We start from the raw sequence: 25,694 nt of genomic DNA on the forward strand, positions 1-25,694 counted from the left end.
ATGCCTCCCATGCCCTCTGCACAGATCGCCGACAAGTACGGCAGCTTCTTCCACCTGGCGCGCCAGCACCAGGTGATCTTCTACTACGTGGGCTACTTCTCGCAGAACATCGTCGCGGCCATGGCCGAGGCCGTGCGGCTGCAGCTGGAAGTGGCCGGCGTGCCCGGCCCCACGCGGCGCAAGCTGTTCTCGTCCTTTGTCGAGATGGCGCAGAACATCATCCATTACTCGGCCGATGCCCTGACCCCGCCCCACCAGGACGATGGCGAGCTGCGCCACGGCGCGGTCTGCATCCGCCGCGAGGACGACGGCAGCTTCGTGCTGCTGTGCGCCAACCCCATCGAGCCGGGCATGGGCGAGGCGCTGCGCGCCAAGCTCGACGCCCTGCGCAGCATGACGCTGGACGAGATCAAGAAGGCCTGCCGCCAGTCGCTGCGCGATGACGCGCCCGAAGGCAGCAAGGGCGCGGGCATGGGTTTCCTGACCCTGGCCCGCGATGCGCGCGAGCCGCTGCAGTTCGACTTCGATCCCGCCCAGACCGTGGACGGCCGGCCCGTCTTCTACCTGAAAGCCACGCTCTGAGCCGTCGCTCCGGCACCAGGCCTGGACAGGCCCGGCCCGCAGGCACGGACAACGCACCGAGATCACGCATGGACAACCTCTACATCGCACCGACTCCCAGTTCCCCGGAAGTGGACTTCCAGTTCGACACGCACACGCTGCACCTGCGTGGCGAGTCCTATCCCGAGAACGCCGCCGCCTTCTACGGCGGCATCCTGGCCCGCCTCAAGGACTACCTGGCCCAGCCGCAGCCGGCGCAGCAGCAGGCGCGCATCGAGGTGCACATCGCGCTGGCCTACTTCAACAGCTCCAGCACCAAGATGCTGTTCAACCTGATCGAGGCACTGAGCGGCGCCGCCGAGGCCGGCCGCCCCGTGGCCCTGCACTGGTACCACGACGAGGAAGACGACACCATCTGCGAGTTTGGCGAGGAGCTGCGCGACGACTTTCCCGCCATCGCCTTCACCGGCCACCCCGTGAAGGCGGCGTGATGGACACCGTGGCCGCTCCCGCGGACCTCTTCGATGCCGAGCACCAGGCCCTTTTGGCGGCCCGCGCCGCCCACGACCGGGGCGAAGAAGCCGGCGCCCAGGCCTGCCACCAGGCCCTGGGCGTGCTGCTGACCGCCTATGAGCGCCTGCTGCGCGAAACGCGCCGGCTGGTGCGCCGCAGCGACCGGGCCGAGCTGGAGATGACCCAGCTCAACCAGCGCCTGCAGGAGCTGGCCGGCGAGCTGGAATACCGCGCCACGCACGACCCGCTGACCGGCGTGCTCAACCGCGCGGCCATCATCGAGCGCGTGAACCGCCACTTCACCCAGCAGGGGCTGGCCCTGATCGTGCTGGACATAGACCACTTCAAGCGCGTGAACGACAGCTTCGGCCACCCCGTGGGCGACAGTGTGATCCTGGGCGTGGTGCGCTGCCTCAAGGCGGCCGTGCCGGCCACGGCCCACATCGGCCGCGTGGGCGGCGAGGAATTCACCGTGCTGCTGCCCCAGCACGACAGCGACGGCGCCGTGTGCGTGGCCGAGCAGGTGCGCGCCGCCATCGAGGCCCATCCCTTCGGCCTGCCCGATGCCAGCTGCATCACGGCCAGCTTCGGCGTGAGCTGGCGCCCGAGCGGCGGCCGCTTCGACGACGCCTACAGCCTGGCCGACGAGGCGCTGTACGCCGCCAAGCGCAGCGGGCGCAACCAGGTCGTGCGCGCGGCAGACCATGCCACGGCCTGAGCGGCGCGGACACAGACAGGGCTGAGGCATGAGTTTCGTGATGCGCGCACGGGCGCCCAGGGCGCCCGCCCCTGCTTCCGCCCTCCTGCAGCCGGCTCTGCAGCCGCCCCCGCCATCGCCCGTGCCCGGGCCTGAATGGCGGGTGCTGATCGTGGACAGCGACCCCGACGTACACGCCGCCTTCCGCCTGGCGCTGGAAGGCCACAGCCTGTTCGGCCGGCCGCTGGTGTTCCTCTACGCCCGCTCCGGCACACAGGCGCGCAACCTGCTGCGCAGCGAGCAGGACCTGGCCGTGGTGGTGCTCGACGCCGTGACCGATGGCACGGGCGCCGGGCTGGACCTGGTGGACTTCATCCGCTACACGGCCGGCCTGCGCAACAGCCGCATCGTGCTGCGCACCGGCCGCCCGGGCCAGGCGCCCGATCTGGAAACCCTGCTGCGCTACGACATCAACGACTGCCGCACCAAGACCGAACTCACGCCCGACCGGCTGCTGGCCATCGTGGTGACCGCCGTGCGCTCCTACGAGCAGCTGTGCGCCATCGAGGCCAACCGCCGCAGCCTGGAGCTGATGGTGCGCTCCAGCGCCTCGCTGCTGGAGGAAACCAACCTGCACGCCTTCGCGCGGGGCGTGATCACCCAGCTGGCCACCTTGCTGGGCGTGGCCAGCGAAGGCCTGGTCTGCTCGGAGGGCACGCACCCGGCCGAGCCCTACCGCGTGCTCGCGGCCACGGGGCCATTCGCCCGGCTCATCGACCAGCCCATCGCCACCGTGCTGGCCTCGCGCGGGCTGCGCCTGCTGCGCCAGGCGCTGCAGGCGCGGCGCAACATCTACGGCGTGCAGCGCGGCGTGGCGCTGTACATCGGCCGGGGCGACGAGCAGGACATGGCCGTCTTCATCGACGCGCCAGCCTCGCACAGCGCACTGGACCGCCAGCTGCTTGAAGTCTTCTGCGCCAACCTGCGCACGCTGCTGCACAACCGCGGCCTGCTGGAGCGCCTGCACCAGTCCGCCTACTTCGACCCCCTGGTCTGCCTGCCCAACCGCGCCCACTTCGTGGAAAAAGTGGACGAATGCGTGTGGCGCGGCACGCGTGACCATGTGCTGGCCCTGGTGGACATCGACGACTTCAGCGCCACCAACGACGTGATGGGCCACCGCTTCGGCGACCGCCTGCTCGAAGCCATGGCCCGCCGCCTGGCCAGCGCGCTGCCCGCAGGCGTGCTGCTGGCGCGCGTGGGATCGGACACCTTCGGCATCCTGGGCCCCACCGACGAGGTGGCCCTGGCCCAGTTGCTGGACTGCGCCCGCCAGCCCCTGGCCGTGGATGGCGTGCCGCACAAGGTCTCGCTGACCTGCGGCTACGTGTACCTGCCCCATGAGCGCCAGGCCGGCACCGACCTGGTCAAGGACGCCACCATCGCCCTCAAACGCGCCAAGCGCGATCACCGCGGCCAGCTGCTGGAGTACTCCGAGCAGATGGGCATGGAGGCGCGCGACCGCGCCCTGCTGCTGTCCGACCTGCGCGCCGCCATCGACGGCGCCCAGCTTTTCCTGGTCTACCAGCCCCAGGTGGACCTGGAAACCCATGCCCTGGTCGGCCTGGAGGCCCTGCTGCGCTGGCGCCGGCAGGACGGCAGCTTCGTGCCGCCCGACCGCTTCATTCCGGTGGCCGAGCATTCGGGCCTCATCGTGCCGCTGGGCCAATGGGTGCTGGCCACGGCCTGCCGCACCATGCGCGAACTGCTGGACGCCGGCCGCGCCCCCAGGCGCATGGCCGTCAATGTCTCCACCGTGCAGCTGCAGGACCCGGGCTTTCTGCAGACCGTGAGCAACGCCCTGGCAGAGCACGGCCTGCAGGGCGCGCAGCTGGAGCTGGAGATCACCGAATCCGTCGCGGTCCTGCCCACCCAGCTGCTGCAGGCCACGCTCAGCGCCCTGCGCTCCCTGGGCGTGACCATTGCCATCGACGACTTCGGCACCGGCTACTCCTCGCTGAGCTACCTGGAGCGCCTGCCGCTGGACCGCATCAAGATCGACCGCAGCTTCGTGCGCCAGCTTGGCGAATCACAGGAAGCCCGCATCGCCGAAATGATCGCCCAGCTGGGCCGCAAGCTCGGCCTGCAGGTCCTGGCCGAAGGCATAGAGGACGCCAGCGCCTGGCAGGCCCTGCGTGCCATGGGCTGCCAGGAGGGACAGGGCTATCACGTTGCCCGGCCGATGGACAAGGCGCAGTTGCTGGGCTGGCTGCACCGGCGCACTGGCGCACCGGAGTGAATGGCGCGCCGGAGTGAAGGCGCCCTGTCGCCCGTTCACGGCAGATGGGGCGCGATCACCTCGGCCAGCAGGCCGAAGCTGTGGCGGATCTCCTGCTCCGTCACGGCACCGTAGCCCAGCACCAGGCCCCGGGCCGGATCGGGCCTGAGCGAGTACAGGGACAGCGGCCGCGTGAGCACGCCCAGCTTGCGTGCCTGCCGCGCAATGGCGTCATCGTCCGAGCCGGGCGGCAGGCCCAGCACCAGATGCAGCCCCGCGTCTCCGCCCTGCACGGTCACCGCCGTGCCCAGGCGCTGGCCTATCTCGTCGATGAGCACGCGCCGGCGCTCGCCGTAGACCTGGCGCATGCGGCGGATGTGGTTGACGTAGTGGCCCTGCCGCATGAACTGCGCCAGCACGATCTGCTGCATGATCTGCCCCTCCCGGAACAGCTCGCTCAGCGCGCGCGCAAAGCTGTCGGCCAGGTCGCTGGGCAGTACGAGGTAGGCCAGACGCAGCGATGGAAACATGGTCTTGGAGAAGGTGCCCAGGTAGATCACGCGGCCGTGCTCGTCCAGGCCCTGCAGCGCCGGCAGCGGGCGCGAGGTGAAGCGGAACTCGCTGTCGTAGTCGTCCTCGACGATCCAGACCCGCTGGGCCACCGCGTAGTCCAGCAGCTGGCGCCTTCGGCCATGGCCCATGAGCACGCCGCTGGGGTACTGGTGCGAGGGCGAGATGAACATCAGCCGCGGCGGTGTCTTCAGTTGCTGCGGCGTGGGCGCCAGGCCCTCGCCGTCCAGCGCGATGGGCTGCAGTTGCAGGCCGGCCATGCGGAACACGCTGCGTGCGCCCCAGTAGCCGGGGTCCTCCAGCCAGACGGTGTCGCCGGGATCGGCCAACAGCTGGGAAATCAGGTGCAGCGCCTGCTGGGCGCCGCTGGTCACCAGGATCTGGTCCGCGCTGCAGGCCACGCCGCGCGTGCCCTGCAAGTGCTCGGCAATGGCTTCGCGCAGCGCGGGGTGGCCCGCACCCGTGGCATAGCTCAGTTGCAGCGGGTTGTGATCGCGCCAGGCCTGGGCGTGCAGGCGGCTCCATAGCGCGGCCGGAAACTGGCGCAGCTCGGGCACTCCCGGCGCGAAGGCGCCCCACTGCAGGTGGCTGGCCCGCGCCCCGCCCACGATGGCGCTGCCGCGCCGCGACAGCGGCGTGCCACGGCGGCGCGGCAACGGCGGCTGGCTCACGAAGGCCGGCGCCACCTCGGCCACATAGGTGCCCCGCCCCACGCCGGCCTGCACCAGGCCCTCCAGCGCCAGTTGCTCATAGACCTGGACGATGGTGTTGCGCGCAATGCCCAGCGTCTGCGCCAGCTCGCGGCTGGTGGGCAGCCGCGAGCCCGCCGGCAGGGCCTTGCGCAGGATGCCTTCCTTGACGATGCGGTAGAGCTGGCGGTGGTTGTACTCGGCATCGCTACGTTGGAAATGCCGATTGACAAAGTCCGGCAGCGTGGCACTTCCAACGCGGGAAATTGGTTCTCTCTTGTTCACGGTATTTGGTTCTTTTGTTGGGATCAATGTGAACATAGACTCGCCCCCATGTATAGCTATCGAAGGCGTGAAAGCCGAATATTTTTTCAATGACCCGCCTCCAGACACTTCAAAGACCTGTGCCTACCGCCCGGTTCTCTCCGCCCCTCAGTCAGCCTATGTCCTTGAAGTTGAATGCTTTTCGTTGCGGCACCCTGCCGGCCCGGCAAGCCGCCTGCCAGGAGGTGCAGCCATGAGCACGGCCACCACCTTCGGCATCGCCGGCGTCCAGATGGAGGTTTGCGCCTTCGACAGCAACCTGGAGCGCATGGCCGGCTACCTGCGCCACATCCGCTCGCGTTTTCCCTGGGTCCGCATGGTGCTGTTCTCCGAGCTGGCGGCGCTGGGCCCCAAGCACGACAAGGCCGAGCCGCTGCCCGGCCCCACCGAGGACCGGCTGTGCGGGCTGGCCCGGGAAACCGGCCTGTGGCTGATTCCCGGCTCGCTGTTCGAGAGCGTGGCCGGCCCCGATGGCACGGTGGTCTACAACACCACGCCCGTCATCAACCCGCAGGGCGAGGTCGTCACGCGTTTTCGCAAGCTCTTTCCCTTCAGGCCCTATGAGCGCGATGTGGCCGGCGGCACCGGTTTTTGCGTGTTCGACGTGCCTGGCGCGGGCCGTTTCGGCGTGTCCATTTGCTACGACATGTGGTTTCCGGAGACCACGCGCACGCTGGTGGCCATGGGCGCCGAGGTGATCCTGCACCCCACCATGACGGACACCATCGACCGCGATGTGGAGCTGTGCATCGCACGCGCCTCGGCCGTCACCAACCAGGTCTATTTCTTCGATGTGAACGGCGTGGGCGACGGCGGCGTGGGCCGCTCCATCATCGTGGACCCCTCGGGCTACGTGCTCCACCAGGCCGACAGCGGCGCCCAGATCATGCCCATCGAGGTCGACTTCGCCCGGCTGCGGCACGAGCGCGAACACGGCCTGCGCAGCAACCTGGGCCAGCCGCTCAAGAGCTTCCGCGACCGCGATTGCGATTTCACCGTCTACCGCAAGGACGGCACCGACTTCCCCTATCTGCACAGCCTGGGAGCACTGGACAAGCCCCAATGACCTGACACGCCCCTTTTCCCAGCGATCGACATCAAGAGCACCACAAAGCCGCAAGCCACCGGGCGATGCGGCAAAAAACCAGGAGACAACGATGACATCCCGCCCCCCGACCGAAACGCGCGCCCGTGCCTCCCTCAGCCGCCACCGCAGCGTCTGGGAAATGCGTGCCGATGGCTGGATCAGCCTGGTGGACGATCTCAGCCGGCTGGCCATCCTGGCGCCCGAGCACCCCGAGCGTGCCAGCCGCCTGACCCATGTGCAGACCATCATCGACGCGCTGGCTCCGGTCGAAAGCTACTGGGCCTTTCCCGGGGGCCGGGTCTTCGGTGAGCTGTGCCAGTGGATAGAGCGCGAGGAACTGGCACGCGCCCACCAGGCGGCGCGGCGCATCCACCGCGTGCTGGCTGCGCGCACCTACCGCCATGACGCCAACACGCTAGACAACGACAACGAGCTGCCCTCGCAGATAGAGACCGACAGCGAGCGCCAGGCGCAGTTGACGCGGCCTTACTTCGAGGTGCTGATCGTCGATGAGATGTCGGCCAGCGAGGAAGACGCGCTGCGCCGCCGCGTGCAGCGCAAGCGCAGCGCCGACGATGATTTCGTGTTCGACATCGTGGTGGTGCCCAGCTTCGAGGACGCGCTGATCGCCACCCTGGTCAACTTCAACCTGCAGGCCGTGGTGATACGCCATGGCTTTCCATTCCGCTCGGTCAACAGGAACGGCATGCTGCGCCGCTTCCTGGAAGGCATGGACGACAACAGCGAGGCCATGCCCGAGTTCGAGCGCGGCCCGCTGCTGGGCCGCCAGATCGCGCAGCTGCGCCCCGAGCTGGACCTGTACCTGGTCACCGATGTCAGCGTCGAGGAGATCGCCGCGCGCGTGGGCGAGGTCTTCAAGCGCATCTTCTTCGGCGAGGAAGACCACATCGAGCTGTACAGCGCCATCATGAAAGGCGTGGGCGAGCGCCACAGAACGCCCTTCTTCCACGCGCTGCGCGACTACGCCAAGCAGCCCACGGGCGTGTTCCATGCGCTGCCGCTGGCGCGCGGCAAGTCCATCATGAACAGCAACTGGATCGGGGACCTGGCCCAGTTCTACGGCATGAACCTGTTCATGGCCGAGACCTCGGCCACCTCGGGCGGGCTGGACTCGCTGCTGGACCCCGTGGGCCCGCTCAAGCTGGCCCAGGAGTACGCGGCCCGCGCCTTCGGCGCCAGGCGCACCTACTTCGCCACCAACGGCACCTCCACCTGCAACAAGATCGTGGTGCAGGCCCTGGTGCGGCCCGACGACATCGTGCTGGTGGACCGCAACTGCCACAAGTCCCACCACTACGGCCTGGTGCTGGCCGGCGCCCAGGTGGCCTACCTGGACTCCTATCCGCTGGACCAGTACTCCATGTATGGCGCCGTGCCGCTGCGCCACATCAAGGAGACCCTGCTGGGCTTTCGGCGCGCGGGCACGCTGGAGCGCGTGCGCATGGTGCTGCTGACCAACTGCACCTTCGACGGCATCGTCTACGACGTGGAGCGCGTGATGACGGAATGCCTGGCCATCAAGCCCGACCTGGTCTTCCTCTGGGACGAGGCCTGGTTCGCCTTCGCGCGCTGCCATCCCATCTACCGCCCGCGCACGGCCATGGCCAGCGCCGCCAAGCTGTGCGAGACCTTCAAGGACCCGGCCTACGCCAGGCGCCACGCCGAGTTCGCCGCCAGCATCGACTGGGAGGACGACCAGCAGTTGCTGGAGACTCGCCTGATCCCCGACCCCGCCAAGGCCCGCATCCGGGTCTACGCCACGCATTCCACGCACAAGACGCTGACGGCGCTGCGCCAGGGCTCGATGATCCATATCTGGGACCAGGACTTCAAGGACAAGGCCGAGGAGTCCTTCCACGAGGCGTACATGACGCACACCTCGACCTCGCCCAACTACCAGATCCTCGCCTCGCTGGACGTGGGCCGCCGCCAGGTGGAACTGGAGGGCTACGAGCTGATCCAGCGCCAGCTGGAGCTGGCCATGAGCCTGCGCGAGCAGGTGCTGCACCACCCCCTGCTCAGGCGCTACTTCCGCTTCCTGCGCATCGGCGACCTGGTGCCGCTGGCCTACCGCGAGTCGGGCGTGGACAACTACTACAACGACGAGACGGGCTGGGACAACCTGGAGGTGGCATGGCGCAGCGACGAGTTCGTGCTCGACCCCAGCCGCGCCACCCTGGTCATCGGCACCACGGGCATGGACGGCGACACCTTCAAGAACAAGGAGTTGATGGACAGGTACGGCATCCAGATCAACAAGACCTCGCGCAACACCGTGCTGTTCATGACCAACATCGGCAGCACGCGCTCGGCCATCGCCTACCTGATCGAGGTGCTGATCAAGATTGCCCGCGACGTGGACGCCCGCGTGGCCGACCTGAGCGCCATCGAGCGGCGCATCCATGAAAGGCGCGTGCGCTCGCTCACGCTGGAGCAGCCGCCGCTGCCCAATTTCTCCAGCTTCCACTTCGCCTTCCGGGGCCGCAGCGTCGAAGGCCGCGCAGGCACGCGCGACGGCGACATCCGCAGCGCCTTCTTCCTCTCGTACGACGACACCAACTGCGAATACATCGACATGGCCGAGGCCGCGCGCGCCATTGCCGAGGGGCGCGAGCTGGTGTCCGCGCTCTTCGTGATTCCTTACCCGCCGGGCTTTCCCATCCTCGTGCCCGGGCAGGTGATCAGCGCCGAGATCCTGCAGTTCATGGCCGCGCTCGATGTGCGCGAGATCCACGGCTTCCGGCCCGAGCTGGGCTTTCGCATCTTCAGCCGGGCCGCGCTGGACCGCGCCGCCCAGGCCACGGCCGCGCGCGCTGCGCTGGCGCTGTCGGGCCGTGCGGCGCAGCCGCAGGCGGGCGACGAAGGCCTGGGCCTGGTCCGACCCGAGCCCGAACCTGAACTGATCACGCTTTCCCCCACCCCGAAGAAGACCACGACGAGGAGCAAGAAGTGAACAACAAAGTCAAAAGCGTTGCCGACCTGCTGCTGATGTTCCACCGCAACGAGCGGCCCATCTACTTCATCAGCGCCACCAACTTCAACCTGCTGGGCATGGACCGCTGGGTCAACCGCTTCCGCTACATCAACTACATCGACTGCTTCGACGGCCGCCACCCCAACGCCTTCGTGCCGCAGGAGCTGCCGCACGAGCCCTTCGAGTCCATCGAGGACATCAACAACTACCTGCTGCAGCACAAGGATGTGGTGGATCTGATCGAGCGGCGCGGCGGCAAGCCGGTCGCCACCTTCCTGATGTTCGACGAGAAGACCGAGGCCCTGGCCCGCGAGCTGGGCATGGAGGTCTGGTTTCCGCCAGCCGCGCTGCGCCAGCGCTGCGACAACAAGATGGAGACCGTGCGCATAGGCAACAAGGCCGGCGTCTACTCGGTGCCCAACGCGCTGGAGAAGGTGGACAGCTACGAGCACCTGATGCAGATCGCCGAACGCCACGGCCTGGGCAAGGACCTGGTGGTGCAGTCGGCCTTCGGCGACTCGGGCCACACCACCTTCTTCATCGCCTCGCGCGAGGACTTCGACAAGCACAAGGACGAGATCGTCAACGACCCCGAGGTCAAGATCATGAAGCGCATCAACTGCCGCGGCGCCACGCTGGAGGCCTGCGCCACCCAGTCGGGCACCCTGGTCGGGCCGCTGCTGACCGAGGTGGTGGGCGCGCGCGAACTCACGCCCTACAAGGGCGGCTGGTGCGGCAACGAGGTGTTCCCGGGCGCCTTCTCCGAGGAGGTGCGCGCCAGGGCGCGCGACATGGCCGAGCGCTTCGGCAACCAGTTGCTGGCCGAGGGCTACCGCGGCTACTTCGACCTGGACTTCCTGATCGACACCGACACCGGCGAGGTCTACCTGGGCGAGCTGAACCCGCGCATCTGCGGCGCCAGCCCCATGACCAACCATGCCGCCTTCGCCTACGCCGATGCGCCGCTGTTCCTGTTCCACCTGCTCGAATTCTCGGGCGTGCCGTTCGACCTGAACGTCAAGGAGATCAACGAGCGCTGGGCCCAGCCGCATTTCATCGATTCCTGGTCTCAGGTGGTGCTCAAGTTCAACGAGGACCGCATCGACCAGGTCACGCATGCTCCGGCCACCGGCATCTACCGCATGGGCGAGGACGGCAGCGTGGCCTACCAGCGCTTCGACTACAACCGCAAGGCCATAGACACCGAGCGCGAGGCCTTCTTCCTGCGCATCACCGGCCCCGGCGACTACCGCTACGAAGGCGCCGACCTGGGCATCCTGATCACGCGCGGCCGCTCGATGGACGACAACTTCAAGCTCAACATCCGGGCGCGCGACTGGATACGCGGCATCAAGAACTACTACGCGGGCAAGCCCATCCTGGCCACCCAGCCCGGCGCAGCGCCGGCGCCGGGCTCGTTCAAGATCCTCTGAAGGCCTCCCATGCCCCTGCCTACCCGCATCCGCTTCCAGGCCATCGCCGAAGACCTGCCCGGCCGGAAATGGCAGGCCCTGTGCGAGCAGGCCTGGCCCTACTACCGCGCCTGGTTCCTGCGCCAGGGCGCCGTGGCGCGCGCCGGCTTCCTGGAGTGCCGCCGCGCCCTGCGCCAGCACATGCCGGAGCTGGTGCCCACCTGGGAGCGGCTGGTGGAGCTGGCCGGTGGCGGCGACATCGAGGCGCGCTTCCTGTCGCTGTGGTGCCCGCCGCCCTACATCACCGGCTGCTCCCAGGCCGTCTGGCTCGATGCGGCCGGCCAGCAGGAACCCATGCTGCTGCGCAACTACGACTTCGCGCCCGCGCTGCTGGAGGGCCACTGGCTGGCCACGCGCTGGAGCGGGCAGCGCGTGGCCGCAATGGGCGACTGCCTGTGGGGCGCGCTGGACGGCATGAACGAGTCGGGCCTGGCCGCCTCGCTGTCCTTCGGCGGCCGCACGGCCCATGGCGACGGCTTCGGCATTCCGCTGGTGCTGCGCTATGTGCTGGAGATCGCGCAGGACACCGCATCGGCCGTGGCCATCCTGCAGCGCGTGCCCGTGCACATGTGCTACAGCGTCACGCTGCTGGACGCCCGGGGCGAATGGGCCACGGTGTTCCTGAACCCCGACCGCCCCGTGGAAGTGACCCGGCGCCGGGCCGTGACCAACTTCCAGCACACGGTGGAATGGCCCGAGCATGCACGCGCCACCAGCGCCTGCGAGCGGCTGGCCGCCCTGCAGCAGCAGATCGATGCCGGCATGCCGGCCCGTGACGCCCAGGCCGCGCTGCTGCGCGAGCCCCTGTACCAGCCCGCCTGGCGGCGCGGCTACGGAACGCTGTACACGGCGGCCTACGCCCCTCGGTCGGGCCGGCTCGAACTGTCCTGGCCCGGCCAGGCCTGGCCGCAGACCCTGGCGGCCTTCGAAGAGGGCCACCGGGAGATCGCCTACCTGAGCCAGGGCCCCTGAGCGCCCTGCACTGCATCCCGCGCCTGCATTCAGCGCTTGCATCCGACGCCCGGGGACCACGTGCCACACACGGCAGCCCCGGCCTTCCCCACAGGTTCCGAAGGAGACATGGAAATGACAAGAAGACTTCCGCCCGCCATCTGGATTCTGGTTGCCATGGTGCTGGGCATCGTGATCGGCTACATGGTGTTCATCAACTTCCCCGACAAGAAGGCGGCCGCGCAGATCGCGGGCTACATCTCCATCATGTCGGACGTGTTCCTGCGGCTGATCAAGATGCTGATCGGCCCGCTGGTGTTCTCCACGCTGGTGGTGGGCATCGCGCACATGGGCGACGCGGCCTCGGTGGGCCGGGTGTTCCTCAAGGCCATGGGCTGGTTCGTCACCGCCTCGCTGGTGTCGCTGGTCATGGGCCTGGTCCTGGCCAACCTGCTGCAGCCGGGCCACAACCTGGGGCTGCCGCTGCCGGACATCGGCGCTTCGGCCAACCTCGCCACGGCCAAGTTCACGCTCAAGGACTTCGTCAGCCACTTGGTGCCCAAGTCCTTTGCCGAGGCCATGGCCAACAACGAGATCCTGCAGATCGTGGTGTTCTCCATGTTCTTCGGCGTGGCCCTGGCCGCACTCGGTGAAAAGGGCAGGACGCTGGTGGCCGCCATCGACGAGCTGTCCCACGTCATGCTCAAGATCACCGGCTATGTGATGAAGCTCGCGCCGCTGGCCGTGCTGGCGGCCATGGCCGCCACCGTGTCGGTCAACGGCCTGGAGATCCTGCTGAAGTTCGCCGTTTTCATGGGGGACTTCTACCTGGGCCTGTTTCTGCTGTGGGGAGTGCTGGTGATCGCCGGTTTCCTGTTCCTGGGCCCGCGCATCTTCAGGCTGCTGGTGCTGATCAAGGAGGCCTTCATGCTCTCGTTCGCCACCGCCAGTTCCGAGGCCGCCTACCCCAAGATCCTGGACGCGCTGGACCGCTTCGGCGTCAAGCGCAAGATCTCCAGCTTCGTGATGCCCATGGGCTACTCGTTCAACCTCGACGGCTCCATGATGTACTGCACCTTCGCCGTGCTGTTCATCGCCCAGGCCTACGACATCCACCTGTCGCTGGGCACGCAGATCACCATGCTGCTGATCCTGATGCTGACCTCCAAGGGCATGGCCGGCGTGCCGCGCGCCTCGCTGGTGGTGATCGCCGCCACGCTCAACCAGTTCAACATCCCCGAGGCCGGCCTGCTGCTCATCCTGGGCGTGGACACCTTCCTGGACATGGGCCGATCGGCCACCAACGCCGTGGGCAACTCCATCGCCACCGCCGTCGTCGCCAAGTGGGAGGGCGACCTGCTGCCCGAGACCGAAGCCGCTGCCAATGCCGCACGGCTGGATTCGGAGGCCAGGGCCACGCTGGCCCATCCCGCCTCCCCGGCCCATTCCTGACAACCCGCACAAGGAAACGCCATGAAACCCGAACCCAGATCACGGCCCGGGCAGCCATGGGCGCTGCGGGGGCCGGCGCGGGCGGCAGCGGCAGCGGGCGTGGCGGCCCTTGCGCTGCTGGCCGCCACGGCCGGCGCCCAGGAAGCCGACACGCCCGACCGCACCGCCGCCAGCCGCGCGCCCGCCACGCTCAGCGGCACGCTGGCCAAGGTGCGCGCCAGCGGCTCCATTGCGCTGGGCTACCGCCAGGCCTCGGTGCCGTTTTCCTACCTGAACGCGCGCAACGAGCCCATCGGCTACTCCATCGAGCTGTGCAAGGCGCTGGTGACCAGCATCGAGGATGCGGTCAACAGGAGCCTGGCCATCCGCTGGGTGCCCGTCACGGCCGACAACCGCGTGGATGCCGTGGCCAGCGGCCAGGTGGACCTGGAATGCGGCTCCACCACCAGCAACCTGGAGCGCCAAAAGCGCGTGGCCTTCTCGCCCATCATGTTCGTGGCCGGCACCAAGGTCATGGTCCGGCAGGACGCGCAGATCCGCTCCTTGCGCGACCTGGCCAGCAAGAAGGTGGCGGTGACGGCCGGCACCACCAATGAAAAAGCCATGCGCGACCTGGACCGGAAATTTCACCTGGGCATGCAGTTGCAGGTGGTGCCCGACCATTCCCAGGGCTTTGCCCAGGTGGCCGGCGGCCAGTCCGACGCCTTCGCCACCGACGACGTGCTGCTGTACGGCCTGATCGCGGAGAACGCCGGCAAGGCGGATGGCAACGGCGGCACGGGCGCGAGCACGGACGCGAGCCCGGGCGCCAGGTTCCAGGTGGTGGGCGATTACCTCTCCTACGACCCCTACGCCATCATGTTCCGCAAGGACGACCCCCAGCTGGCCCAGGTGGTGAGGAGCAGCTTCCAGGCGCTGGCCGAGGACGGCGAGATCGAGCGCCAGTACAGGCGCTGGTTCCTGCGCCGCCTGCCCTCGGGCACCAGCCTGGACCTGCCGATGAGCGCCCAGCTGCAGACCCTCATCGAGACCCTGGCCGCCCAACCCCGTTGAGGCGGTTGCTTCCTGCACCTGCACCCATTGCGCGCCGGATGGCGCCTCGCCCGGCCTTGCTCTGCGCAAGGCATGCAGCACGCGGGTCGCGCCCACTTTGCAACAGCAAATACAAGGAGACAGGAAATGAGTCAGCAACTCGAAGGTGGGCTGAAGCCGCGGCACCTCACCATGCTATCCATTGCGGGGGTGATCGGCGGTGCGCTGTTCGTCGGCTCCGGCAAGGTGATTGCCAGTGCCGGCCCCGCAGCCATCCTGGCGTACATGGGCGGGGGCATCCTGGTGGTGCTGGTCATGCGCATGCTGGGCGAGATGGCCGTGGCGCAGCCTGACAGCGGCTCGTTCTCCACCTACGCAGACCGCGCCATCGGGCGCTGGGCCGGCTTCACGATCGGCTGGCTGTACTGGTGCTTCTGGACACTGCTGATGGGCTGGGAGGCCTATGTGGCCGGGGCCATCCTCAACGCCTGGATGCCGGCCGTTCCCATCTGGGGCTACATGCTGGTGGTGGTCTTCGGCCTGATGGCCGTCAACTTCCTGCCGGTGCACAACTATGGCGAGTTCGAGTTCTGGTTCGCTCTGATCAAGGTCGTGGCCATTGTGCTGTTCATCGCCATCGGAGCGCTGGCCATCGCCGGGCTCTGGCCTGCGGGCGATGTCGCAGGCATGGCGCACCTGACCAGCAAGGGCTTCATGCCCAACGGCCCCGGCGCCGTGGTGGTGGCGCTGCTGGGCGCGATGTTCGCCTTCATCGGGGCCGAGATCGTCACCGTGGCGGCGGCCGAATCCCAGGACCCGGGCAAGGAAATCGTGCGGACCACCCGGTCCGTGGTCTGGCGCATTTCGCTGTTCTACGTGGGCTCCATCTTCATCGTGGTCTGCCTGATTCCGTACGACACCCCGGGCCTGATCCTCTCCACCGAAGGCACCTACGCCGTCGCGCTCAAGCACCTGGGCATTCCCTTCGCCGGCCAGATCGTCAACTTCGTGGTGCTGACTTCCGTGTGCAGTTGCTTCAACTCGGCGCTCTACACCTCCAGCCGCATGCTGTTCTCGCTGGCGCGCCGCGGCGACGCCCCCCGAATGTTCACGACCCTGGGCCGCAGCACCAGCGCGCCCTACATGGCCGTCATCGCCTCCAGCGCCCTGGCCCTGCTGACGGTCGCCCTCACTGCCACCGGCCAGATGGACGTGTTCGATGTGCTCATGGCCGCGACCGGCTCCATCGCGCTGCTGGTGTACCTGTGCATCGCCGTGTCGCAGTTGCACATGCGCCGCAAGCTCGAAGCCAGCGGCACGCCCATCCGCCTGAAGATGTGGTGCTTCCCGGCGCTGACCTACGCCACCATCTTCTTCATCGTCGCCTCCATGGTGGTCATGGTGGCCGAGGGCACCTACCGCAAGGAAGTGCTCTACACCAGCGTGCTGGGCGGTGCATTGGTCGCCCTGGGCATGCTGGCGCAAAAGCTCCACTGGGGCCGCCCGAAACCCGGCCGCGTGGAACAGGAGCAGGCCGTTCAGGAAGGCCTGGGTCCGCTGATCGTCAAGTCCGAATAAATGGAGACACAAGCATGAGCACCGATCCATCCGTCCGCATCGAACACGACCTGCTGGGGGACCGCGAGGTTCCCGCCGACGCCTACTACGGCGTGCACACCCTGCGCGCCCGGGAGAACTTCGGCATCACCGGCACGCCCATCTCCATCTACCCCGAACTGATCCGCGCCCTGGCCAGCATCAAGCAGGCGGCGGCCCTGACCAACCATGAACTGGGCCTGCTGGACCAGCGGCGCTGCGATGCCATCGTGCTCGCCTGCCAGGAGGTGCAGGGCGGGCGGCTGCACGAGCAGTTCGTGGTGGATGTGATCCAGGGCGGTGCAGGCACCTCGACCAACATGAACGCCAACGAGGTCATCGCCAACCGCGCGCTGGAGCTGCTGGGCCACCACAAGGGCGAGTACCAGTACCTGCATCCCAACGAGCAGGTGAACATCGGCCAGAGCACCAACGACGTCTACCCCTCCGCGCTCAAGATCGCCACCTGGTTCGGCATCCACGGGCTGATCGACGCCATGGACACGCTGCGCCTGGCCTTCGCGCAAAAAGCCGAGGAGTTCCAGGACGTGCTGAAAATGGGCCGCACCCAGCTGCAGGATGCCGTGCCCATGACGCTGGGCCAGGAATTCAGCACCTATGCCGTGATGATCGAGGAGGACCAGGCGCGGCTGCGCGAGGCCGTGCTGCTGATCTGCGAGATCAACATGGGCGCCACCGCCATAGGCACCGGCATCACCGCCCATCCCGACTACGCGCCCCTGGTGCTCAAGCACCTGCAGGAGATCACCGGCATTGCGCTGCAGACCGCGCCCAACCTGATCGAGGCCACCCAGGACTGCGGCTCTTTCGTGCAGCTGTCGGGCGTGCTCAAGCGCGTGGCCGTCAAGCTGTCCAAGACCTGCAACGACCTGCGGCTGCTGTCCAGCGGCCCGCGGGCAGGCCTGGGCGAGATCAACCTGCCGGCCATGCAGGCGGGATCGAGCATCATGCCGGGCAAGGTCAACCCCGTGATCCCCGAGGTGGTGAACCAGATCGCCTTCGAGGTCATCGGCAACGACATCACCGTCAGCTTCGCGGCCGAGGCCGGGCAGCTGCAGCTCAATGCCTTCGAGCCCATCATCGCCCACAGCATCTTCAAAAGCGTGAGCCACCTGCGCAACGGCTGCCTGACGCTGGCCGAGCGCTGCGTGCAGGGCATCACCGCCAACCGCGAACACCTGCGCGCGGCGGTGGAGAACTCCATCGGCATCGTGACCGCGCTCAACCCCTACATCGGCTACGCCAATGCCACTTCCGTGGCCCAGCAAGCCCATGCCAGCGGCGGCAGCGTCTACGACATCGTGCTGGCCCGGGGCCTGCTGAGCAAAACGCAGCTGGACACCATCCTGCGGCCCGAGATCCTCACGCGGCCCTCGGCACTGAAACTCGGATGACCGGTCTGCCCTACCTGCACACCGCAGGAAACCCATGCCGCCTGGCCGCCCACACCACGGCCAGCGATGCGCCCAGCAGCGCCAGCAGCACGGGCGTGAAGGCGCCCACGCCCATGCGCGCCAGCAGCAGGCCGCCCACGATGCCGCCGCCGGCAATCGCCATGTTCCAGGCCGTGACCAGCATGGACTGCGCCACGTCGGCGGCCTCGCCCGCCGTGTGGGCAATGGCGGTCTGCAGCAGCGTGGCGGCGCCGCCAAAGGCCAGGCCCCAGACGGCCACCGCCGCATACACCAGGGCCGGCGCATCTGCGGCCACGCCCAGCATCAGCGTGGACAAGGCGAACAGCGCAATGCTGGCCAGCGTGAGCGCACGCAGGTGGCGGTCGATCAGCACGCCGGTGATCCAGATGCCCAACACGGAGGTGGCGCCGAACACCAGCAGCACCAGGTCCGTGCGCGCGGCCATGCCCGCCACCGCCAGGAAGGGCGCGATATAGGTGTAGAGAATGTTGTGCGCCAGCACGAAGGCCAGCACCACGAACAGCACGGGGCGCACGCCCGCCAGGGTGAACACGCGCCGCAGCGGCAGGTGGCGGCCTGCCGCCTGCCCCGCAAAGTCGGGCAGGCGGGCGCGCACCCAGACCATGAGCGCCAGCGCCAGCACGCTCATGAGGCCGAAGCACAGCCGCCAGCCCACCCACTGGCCCAGCACGGTGCCGGCCGGCACGCCCAGCGACAGCGCCAGCGGCGTGCCCACCATGGCAATGGCGATGGCGCGGCCCTTGAGATGGCCGGGCACCATGCGTGCCGCGTAGCCGGCCAGCAGCGCCCAAAGCAGCCCGGCCGAGACCCCCGCCAGAAAGCGCGCCACCAGGGTCAGCGCAAAGTGCGTGGACAGAGCCGTGACCGTGTTGGCGACGACAAAACCCGCGATCGCCGCCAGCAGCAGGGGGCGGCGGCGCATGCCCTGCGTGGCGGCCGTCAGCGGTATGGCGGCCACCAGGGAGCCTATGGCGTAGAGGGTGACGGTCTGGCCTACCCAAGCCTCGGTCACGGCCAGGCCCTGGGCCATCTGCGGCAGCAGGCCGGCCGGCAGCGCCTCCGTCAATATGGTGATGAAGGCCGCCATGGCCAGCGCCAGCAGGGAGGCAACGGGCAAGCGGTCCTGGCGTGTTCCGGTCATTGCGGCTCTCCCGAAACCCCTTGGACCTCACAAACCCCGTAGACCGCGTCGCGCAAATCGTTGACGAAGCGCCCCGACATGCCCTCGTACAAGGTGTTGGTGAAGGCCACGACACTGAGCTCCTGCGCCCGGTCCACGAACCAGGAATGCCCATAGGCCCCGCCCCAGCGCCAGGTGCCCACCGACTCCGGCGATGCCGCCTGCGCCGCATCGCGCAGCACGGAAAAGCCCAGGCCAAAGCCGAAGCCAGGCGCATTGGGCAGGGCCAGCCCGCCGGTCTGGTCCCGCGCCATCTCGGCGACCAGGGCGTCGGGCAGCAGGGTGTTGCCGCCCTGGCGCAGGGCTTCCAGCAGCCGCAGGAAATCGCCTGCCGTCCCGGCCATGCCGGCGCCGCCGGAGGCAAAGGCCTGGGCGTCAAAGATGCGCGAAGGGCTGAAGGCAATGCCGATGCTCCCCTCGAAGGGCGACACGGTCTCGCCCTCGGCCAGCGGATGGGGCTGCGGCACATCGCTGACATAGGCCGTGGCCACGCGCTGCGCGGCCAGCGCATCGGTGACGGCAAAGCCGGTATCGGTCATGCCCAGCGGCCCGGTCACCAGCTCGCGCACGGCCTGGTCCAGCGGCCTGCCGTGCACCTGTTCAATGAGGGCGCCCAGCACATCGGTGGCCAGCGAGTAGCCCCAGGCCGTGCCCGGCGCGTACAGCAGCGGCACGCCGGCTATGCGCTCCAGGTTCTCTGCCAGGCCGATGGCCTGACGGTCCATGCCGTCCGATACGCCAGCGCGCGCATAGGGGCCTTGTGCATCGGCCTCGAAGAAGCGGTAGCCCAGCCCCGCCGTGTGGCTGAGAAGCTGCCGCACGGTGATGCGGGCGGGCCCGCCATCGGCCAGCCGGGGGCGGAACCGGGGCAGCCAGCGCTCCACCCCCTCGTCCAGCGCCAGCAGTCCCCGCGCCACCAGCACCAGCGCGGCAGCCGAGACGATGGGCTTGCTCGCCGAGGCCAGGCGGAACAACGTGTCCACGGCCATGGGCAGCCCGCGCTCGCGGTCGGCCCAGCCTGCGGCCTGGCGGTGGACCAGCGCGCCGCCACGCGCCACCAGCACCACGGCGCCGACCAGGCGCTGCGCCTCAAGCGCCTGCCGGACCACGGCCTGGATGCGGTCGGACAGGGGCGAGGACAACAGGGTCGCAGACAGCACAAAAGGCGCCCCAGGTGCTGAAGGCGCTGCAGAAAGGGCAATCGTCATGGGAATTCCCGGGATCAAATGAACAGGGTTCCGACGATAGAAAGACCGCGATTAAAGAAAAAGTGGGGTAGATTTCCGGTTTGCGCGGAACTGGATGTCCGCAATGAAGGAGCGGCGTTTGGACAGCCTGAACGGTTTCGTGGTGTTCGTGCAGGTCGCCGAGACCCGCAGTTTCGTGGCGGCCGGCCGGCTGCTGGGCATCTCGGCATCGGCCGTCGGCAAGAGCGTGGCAAGGCTGGAGGACCGGCTAGGCGTGCGCCTGTTCCACCGCAGCACACGCAGCATTACGCTGACGGCCGAGGGCGCGCTGTTCCTGGAGCGCAGCCGGCGCATCCTGGCCGAGATCGAGGCCGCGCAGCTGGAGCTGTCGCAGGCCAGCACCGCGCCGCGCGGCCGGCTGCGGGTCAGCCTGCCCCTGGTCAGTTCGCTGGTGCTGCCGGTGCTGGGAGAGTTCATGCGCGCCTATCCCGAGATCGAGCTGGACCTGGACTTCACCGACCAGCTGGTCGATGTGATCGAGGACGGCTTCGACGCCGTGGTGCGCACGGGCGCGCCCGCCGACTCACGCCTGTCCGCGCGACGGCTGGGCGACTTCCGCTACCTGCTGGTGGCCTCGCCCGGCTACCTGGCGCAGCGCGGCACGCCCCGGGTGCCCGAGGATCTGCTGCAGCACAGCTGCCTGCACTACCGCTATCCCCACAGCGGCAAGCTGGAGCCCTGGGTGCTGCGGCGCGCAGCGGGCGCGCCCGAGCTGCAACTGCCCACCTCCATGATCTGCAACAACATCGAAACCCGGCTGTGCTTTGCGCTGCAGGGCCTGGGCATCGCCTACCTGCCGGAGTTCTCCATCCGCGAGCCGCTGGCCGACGGCCGGCTGCAGCCCGTGCTGGCGGATTGCATGGAGCACACCAATGTCTTCCATGTGCTGTGGCCAGCCAGCAAGCACCCCTCGCCCAAGCTGCGGGCACTGGTGGACTTCCTGTGCGCGCGGGTGCTTCCGCAGGAGCAACCCGGGCAGGCCCCGGACGCTGCCAGGACCGCGGCGCCCAAGACACCCAAGACACCCCAGACATCCGGGACGCGCAGATAGGCTGCGCGCCGGCTGCTGCTGCCTGCAGGCCCCCCGCCTTGCCTTCCTGGCTATCGCGCGGGCCCCTATCTGGGTTAGCATGCTTACAGAGCAGCGTATCCACAGAGTCATATCGGTTGCTCTGGCCCACCGGCAGGCAGGACCTGCGTCTCGAGCGCTGTGGCGTGCATGGGCGCTGTATCGGTGGGTCATTGCGGTTGACGGCTGGCGTTGCAGATCTCTTTTCTTGTCTCGCTGCGTTGCATGTCTTCTCGTTCCACCGCTATCCATCGTCCCGCCCTTTCCTCGCGCTCGCACGCAAGAACATCATTGGCCGTCATCGTGGGCGTCTGCTTCATGGTGCTGGCAGCGGGGCTGTACTGGGCCGCGTTGCTGACCAGCCACCAGTACATGCAGCGCTACACACGGGATCAGGCATGGCTGCGCGTCTCGCAGATGTCCCAGGCGGTTTCCGCGCAGGCCGGGACCATGCTGTCGGGCCTGAACTATTCCCTGCGGGACCTGGCCCGGGACTACGAGTCGGGTGACTCGCAGGCGTTCGGGCGGGCCGTCGCCAGCGTCCAGGAGGCCTATCCGCCCGGCACCATCGTCCAGGTGGCCGTGGCCGATGCGAACGGCCAGGTGGTGTATTCGAGCCTGGCAGCCTCGGAGCCGCCTGCGCAGAGCGTGTCCATTCTCGACCGCGAACATTTCCAGGCGCATCTGAAGGGCCTGACGCAGGGAACCTTCATCGGCCGTCCGGTGCAGGGACGGGTTTCCGGGCAATGGGGTATCCAGCTGAGCCGCGCCCTGCACCACCGAGGCGCGTTTGCGGGCGTGCTGGTGGTGTCGCTGTCGCCGCAGTACCTGTCGCGGCAGCTGCAGGCCATCTTCGACAGCCCGCGCGACGTGATCTTGCTGCTGCGCGAGGACGGCACCTATCTTGCACGCTCGCAGAACCAGGATCGGGTGCTCGGGCGCCAGCTGCCCGCGGCGCGGGTGGCGCTGTTTGCCCCCGACGTCACGCATGGCACCTACGAGGCGCTGGCGAGCACCGACGGCATACAGCGCATGTATGCCTGGAGCCGCGTGAGCGGCTTTCCGATCCTGGTGAGCACGGGGCTGGACCACGAGGCCGTGTTCGGCCCGCTCAACGAAACCATACGGCAGAGCCTGTGGCGCAACGGGATAGGCACGCTGCTGATTTTTCTGGGCGGGATGCTGACGGCCTGGCTGGCGTTCCAGCGCTGGCGGGAGGAGGACCAGCGGGTCCAGTCCGAAGAGCGCTTTCATCTCCTGTCCGAGGAAGTGCCGGGCGGCCTGTTCCAGTACAGCTGGGACCCTGCCGGCCACTACGCCCTGTCGTTTGCCAACCCCGGCTTTTATGCAATGCACTGCATCGATGCGGATACGGCAGGCACTGCCTTGCAGGACCTGGCACAGCGGGTTCATCCGGAAGATATCTCCGCGCTCAGGCAGTCCATCGACGAAGCGATGCGCAGCCATGGGGACTGGGCCTGCAAGTACCGCGTACAGTCCGCCGATGGCTCCGTGCGCTGGCTGCAGGGCCATGCACGCCCGCAACGCACCGAAGACGCAACCGTGCTCTGGCATGGCTACATCCTCGATGTCACCCAGGACGAAGGCCTGCGCAAGGCGCTTCACGAAAGCGAGGAGCGTCTGCGGCTGACCATCGGCGCCGTGCGTGACGGACTTTGGCAGTGGGACCGCGAACAGGACCAGGTGCTGTGGGATGCCCGCTGCTACCAGATGCTGGGCATGCCGGACCAGGCACTCGGTTCGTTCACCGTGGCCGGCTTCATGCATCTGCTGCACCCACTGGACCAGCCTCGCGTCCAGGAACGGCTCAGGCGCCACCTTGAACACGGCGACCCATTCCGTGTCGAGATGCGCATAAGGCAGGCCGATGGCTCCTGGCGATGGATCGAATCGCGCGGGGAAGTCACCCTGCGCGATGCCGACAACAAGGCATTGCGCATGCTGGGAATGCACACCGATATCCAGGAACGGGTGGAGCAGACCCACATGGTGGGCGCCCTGCTGGAGCGCGGAAGCGCCCTGGTGCTTGTCGCCAGCCATCGCCGCAGCATCGTCTACGCCAATGCCCAGGCAGCCGAGTGCTTTGGCCTTGCGGCGGGCGCGCTCGAGCCGCAGTGCTCATTCCAGCAGCTGCATACGTCCAGCGACAGCTTCCACAGCTTCGCATCGCTGTACGAGCGCCTGAGCCTGAAGGGCACGGTGCGTACCGAGTGGGCACTGAAGGTCAAGGGCGGACACATGCGCTGGTTCGACATGCAGGGCGCACTGCTGGACCCCGAAGACCCACAGGGCAATGTGATCTGGACACTGTTCGACGTAGATGCCCGCCATCAGGCGGAAAGCGCATTGCACGAGGTACAGCAACGGCTGGAGGCCATCATCGAGAAATTTCCGGCGGGCATCCTGGTGACCGACGACGCAGGGCAATGCATCAGGGCAAGCAACGCAATGCTGGTGGACCTGTTCGAGCTGCCGCTGTCCGCCACGGACCTTGTGGGGAAAAGCCTGCAGACATTGCTGTCCTATTTGCCCCCGGCCATGGCAAGGGCCTTGCAGCCTGCGCCGCAACCGGGGGCAGGTGCCCTGTCGCAACGAACGATCTTTGCCCTGTCCAACGGCCGCCATATAGAAACGGAGCTGCTGCCGCTTCGCAGGCAGGAGCGGCTGCTTGGCTACTGCTGGGTATTCCACGACGTGACGGACTACAAGAGGCGCGAGACGCAGCTCGAAGCCCTGGCATTGACCGATGCGCTCACGGGTGCCAGCAACCGGCGGGCCTTCATCACGCGCATGGAGTCGGAGCTGGAGCACCTGCGCCTGGGACTGAGCCATCCGTCGGCACTGATCATGCTGGATATCGACCATTTCAAGCGCGTCAACGACAGCTTCGGCCATGGCGTGGGCGACGAGGTGCTCAGGCATCTGGTGATCGCGGTGTCCAAGCAGCTGCGCCAGGGCGACATGCTGGGCCGCCTGGGCGGCGAGGAATTCGCCGTCTTGCTGACGGACGTGGACGCCCCGACCGCACTGCGGCGCGCGGAGAACCTGCGTGAGGCCGTGGCGGCGCTGGCCGTGTCCGTCCAGGGCCAGGACGGCCCGATCCGCTTCACCGTGAGCCTGGGCGTATGCCTCATGGACGAGGGCGAGGCATCGGTCGAGCGCTGCCTGGAGCGGGCCGACGCCGCCATGTACTTCTCCAAGCGCAATGGCCGCAACCGCACCACGTGCTGGACGCCCGATACCCCCGTGATTTCGGACGCCAAGTGAGCGCGACGCCAGTGCCGCGACACGCCCGTGCGCCCGGGCAAGGCGATGTGTCAGCTACCCGGCCGCCTCATTCATCGCCGGGCACCCCGTAGCTGGGCGCGGCCGTGGGATCGATGGCGCGCGTCTGGTAGTCCTGCATCTGCGGCGCGTAGGCGGCCCAGAGGCCTTGCAGCGCGCCGATGGGATCGTGCTCCGACCAGTCCACGCGCAGGTCCGCCATGGGCCAGCTGTGCTCGCCCGCCACCTTGAGCGCGGCCGAATGCACGGGCCCGGCCTCGCCGCCCGCGGCCATGGCGGCCCGCATGGCGGCCAGCAGGCGCTCGGCCAGCGGCAGGTCGGCGCTGCGCTCGAAGGCCGGCACCATGGCCTCGATGGTGCGTTCGCTGGCCAGCAGGTTGCCGGCCGCCACGCATTGCCGCCCCACGGCGCTGGTGAAGATGCCCAGGGCCTGACTGCCGCTGAAGACGCCGGTGCGGCCCTGCGCGTCCACCACGGTGACCTGGCGGTACTGGGGCCAGCTGCCGTCGTCCAGCGCCTGGCGCAGCGCGGCCTGGGGGTCGGCGCCCTGCTCCAGCAGGTCCAGCACGCGCGGGCCCAGGGCGGGCAGCGTGATGTTCTGCGTGGACACCACGCCTACGCCCGCGCGCACCCAGGGGCAGCGCGCGCCCACCGCAATGCTGGACGAGCTGATGGCCACGCCCAGCTGCCCGGTGCGCTCGCAGCGCCCCACAATCGAAAAAGTCATGGTTTCTGCCTCCTGCCTATGCGGCTGTACCAGGTGATTGCTGTGGTCGACGTTCAGGCGCTGGCCGGCGGCTGCCAGTCATCGGGGATGACCGCGATCACGTCGATCTCCATCAGCCACTGCGGCTGCCCCAGGGCCGAGATGCACAGCCCCGTGGAGATGGGAAACACGCCCTTGAGCCACTTGCCCACTTCCCGGTAGACGGGCTCGCGGTAGCGCGGGTCGATGATGTAGGTGGTGGTCTTGACGATGTGCGACAGGTCGCTGCCCGCTTCCTCCAGCAGCTGCTTGACGTTCTTCATCGCCTGCTCGGCCTGCTTTTGCGGATCGCCCAGGCCGACCAGATTGCCCTCGAAATCGGTGCCGATCTGGCCGCGCACATAGACGGTGTTGCCGGCGCGCACGGCCTGGCACAGGTCGTTGTCCAGCGACTGGTTGGGATAGGTGTCCTTGGTGTTGAACATGCGGATGCGGGTATGGGTGGGCATGGT

19 protein-coding genes are annotated in these 25,694 nt (G+C 68.1%); 14 read left to right on the top strand and 5 right to left on the bottom strand.

Annotated features, from left to right (window positions below):
• Positions 1-9 precede the first annotated feature (9 nt).
• The 4 genes from A4F85_RS09990 (at position 10) to A4F85_RS10005 (ending at position 4,070) form a co-directional block, all read left to right on the top strand.
• Entirely contained in the window at positions 10-582 is a 573-nt protein-coding gene (locus A4F85_RS09990; RefSeq protein ID WP_013802972.1) for a SiaB family protein kinase, read from the top strand.
• Positions 583-650: 68 nt separating this feature from the next.
• The gene (locus A4F85_RS09995) at positions 651-1,052 is read left to right on the top strand and encodes a DUF1987 domain-containing protein (protein ID WP_012204882.1); all 402 of its coding nucleotides are present in this window, start codon (positions 651-653) and stop codon (positions 1,050-1,052) included.
• Positions 1,052-1,792, top strand: coding sequence for a GGDEF domain-containing protein (locus A4F85_RS10000; protein ID WP_012204881.1), 741 nt, complete (start codon positions 1,052-1,054; stop codon positions 1,790-1,792). Before A4F85_RS09995 ends, A4F85_RS10000 begins: the two co-directional genes overlap by 1 nt.
• Positions 1,793-1,820: 28 nt before the next feature.
• On the top strand, positions 1,821-4,070 hold the full coding sequence (locus tag A4F85_RS10005; RefSeq protein WP_063326493.1) for a putative bifunctional diguanylate cyclase/phosphodiesterase: 2,250 nt from the start codon (positions 1,821-1,823) through the stop codon (positions 4,068-4,070).
• A gap of 35 nt (positions 4,071-4,105) precedes the next feature.
• Here A4F85_RS10005 and pdxR read toward each other — a convergent pair whose 3' ends face one another.
• The gene (gene pdxR / locus A4F85_RS10010; RefSeq protein ID WP_353175103.1) at positions 4,106-5,593 is read right to left on the bottom strand and encodes a MocR-like pyridoxine biosynthesis transcription factor PdxR; all 1,488 of its coding nucleotides are present in this window, start codon (positions 5,591-5,593) and stop codon (positions 4,106-4,108) included.
• Positions 5,594-5,825: 232 nt separating this feature from the next.
• Between pdxR and A4F85_RS10015 the strand changes: the two genes are divergently transcribed.
• The 8 genes from A4F85_RS10015 (at position 5,826) to aspA (ending at position 17,632) form a co-directional block, all read left to right on the top strand.
• The gene (locus tag A4F85_RS10015; RefSeq protein ID WP_063326494.1) at positions 5,826-6,698 is read left to right on the top strand and encodes a carbon-nitrogen hydrolase family protein; all 873 of its coding nucleotides are present in this window, start codon (positions 5,826-5,828) and stop codon (positions 6,696-6,698) included.
• Between the two features lie 91 nt (positions 6,699-6,789).
• The gene (locus A4F85_RS10020) at positions 6,790-9,693 is read left to right on the top strand and encodes an aminotransferase class I/II-fold pyridoxal phosphate-dependent enzyme (protein ID WP_063326495.1); all 2,904 of its coding nucleotides are present in this window, start codon (positions 6,790-6,792) and stop codon (positions 9,691-9,693) included.
• A complete protein-coding gene (locus tag A4F85_RS10025; protein ID WP_013802977.1) occupies positions 9,690-11,147 on the top strand; it encodes a biotin carboxylase in 1,458 nt (485 codons plus the stop codon). Before A4F85_RS10020 ends, A4F85_RS10025 begins: the two co-directional genes overlap by 4 nt.
• Positions 11,148-11,156: 9 nt before the next feature.
• Positions 11,157-12,158, top strand: coding sequence for a C45 family autoproteolytic acyltransferase/hydolase (locus A4F85_RS10030; protein WP_063326496.1), 1,002 nt, complete (start codon positions 11,157-11,159; stop codon positions 12,156-12,158).
• Between the two features lie 114 nt (positions 12,159-12,272).
• A complete protein-coding gene (locus A4F85_RS10035; RefSeq protein ID WP_013802979.1) occupies positions 12,273-13,589 on the top strand; it encodes a dicarboxylate/amino acid:cation symporter in 1,317 nt (438 codons plus the stop codon).
• A 21-nt stretch (positions 13,590-13,610) separates the two neighbouring features.
• Positions 13,611-14,642: an amino acid ABC transporter substrate-binding protein gene (locus A4F85_RS10040; RefSeq protein ID WP_156517000.1), complete on the top strand. Its 1,032-nt coding sequence runs from the start codon at positions 13,611-13,613 to the stop codon at positions 14,640-14,642.
• Positions 14,643-14,768: 126 nt separating this feature from the next.
• The gene (locus tag A4F85_RS10045; protein WP_197485479.1) at positions 14,769-16,199 is read left to right on the top strand and encodes an amino acid permease; all 1,431 of its coding nucleotides are present in this window, start codon (positions 14,769-14,771) and stop codon (positions 16,197-16,199) included.
• A 14-nt stretch (positions 16,200-16,213) separates the two neighbouring features.
• Positions 16,214-17,632 carry an aspartate ammonia-lyase gene (gene aspA / locus A4F85_RS10050; protein WP_063326498.1) on the top strand — a complete coding sequence of 473 codons (1,419 nt, stop codon included), beginning with the start codon at positions 16,214-16,216 and terminating at the stop codon, positions 17,630-17,632.
• Between the two features lie 10 nt (positions 17,633-17,642).
• Here the strand turns inward: aspA and A4F85_RS10055 are convergent, their stop codons facing one another.
• Both A4F85_RS10055 and A4F85_RS10060 read right to left on the bottom strand, forming a co-directional pair.
• Positions 17,643-18,815: an MFS transporter gene (locus tag A4F85_RS10055; RefSeq protein WP_063326499.1), complete on the bottom strand. Its 1,173-nt coding sequence runs from the start codon at positions 18,813-18,815 to the stop codon at positions 17,643-17,645.
• On the bottom strand, positions 18,812-20,062 hold the full coding sequence (locus A4F85_RS10060) for a serine hydrolase domain-containing protein (protein WP_063326500.1): 1,251 nt from the start codon (positions 20,060-20,062) through the stop codon (positions 18,812-18,814). The genes A4F85_RS10055 and A4F85_RS10060 overlap by 4 nt, the downstream gene beginning before the upstream one ends.
• 118 nt (positions 20,063-20,180) lie before the next feature.
• On the opposite strand from A4F85_RS10060, the gene A4F85_RS10065 reads away from it, so the two are divergent.
• Positions 20,181-21,152: a LysR family transcriptional regulator gene (locus tag A4F85_RS10065; RefSeq protein ID WP_063327950.1), complete on the top strand. Its 972-nt coding sequence runs from the start codon at positions 20,181-20,183 to the stop codon at positions 21,150-21,152.
• 243 nt (positions 21,153-21,395) lie between these two features.
• Positions 21,396-24,458, top strand: coding sequence for a diguanylate cyclase (locus A4F85_RS10070; RefSeq protein ID WP_063326501.1), 3,063 nt, complete (start codon positions 21,396-21,398; stop codon positions 24,456-24,458).
• A gap of 67 nt (positions 24,459-24,525) precedes the next feature.
• Here the strand turns inward: A4F85_RS10070 and A4F85_RS10075 are convergent, their stop codons facing one another.
• Together A4F85_RS10075 and A4F85_RS10080 are read right to left on the bottom strand one after the other, a co-directional pair.
• Positions 24,526-25,203: a DUF1028 domain-containing protein gene (locus A4F85_RS10075; protein WP_063326502.1), complete on the bottom strand. Its 678-nt coding sequence runs from the start codon at positions 25,201-25,203 to the stop codon at positions 24,526-24,528.
• 53 nt (positions 25,204-25,256) lie between these two features.
• Positions 25,257-25,691 carry a RidA family protein gene (locus tag A4F85_RS10080; protein WP_012204875.1) on the bottom strand — a complete coding sequence of 145 codons (435 nt, stop codon included), beginning with the start codon at positions 25,689-25,691 and terminating at the stop codon, positions 25,257-25,259.
• Positions 25,692-25,694: the final 3 nt, after the last annotated feature.

It is taken from the genome of Delftia sp. GW456-R20 (assembly GCF_001622915.1).
In the GTDB taxonomy this organism is placed as follows: domain Bacteria; phylum Pseudomonadota; class Gammaproteobacteria; order Burkholderiales; family Burkholderiaceae_C; genus Comamonas; species Comamonas acidovorans.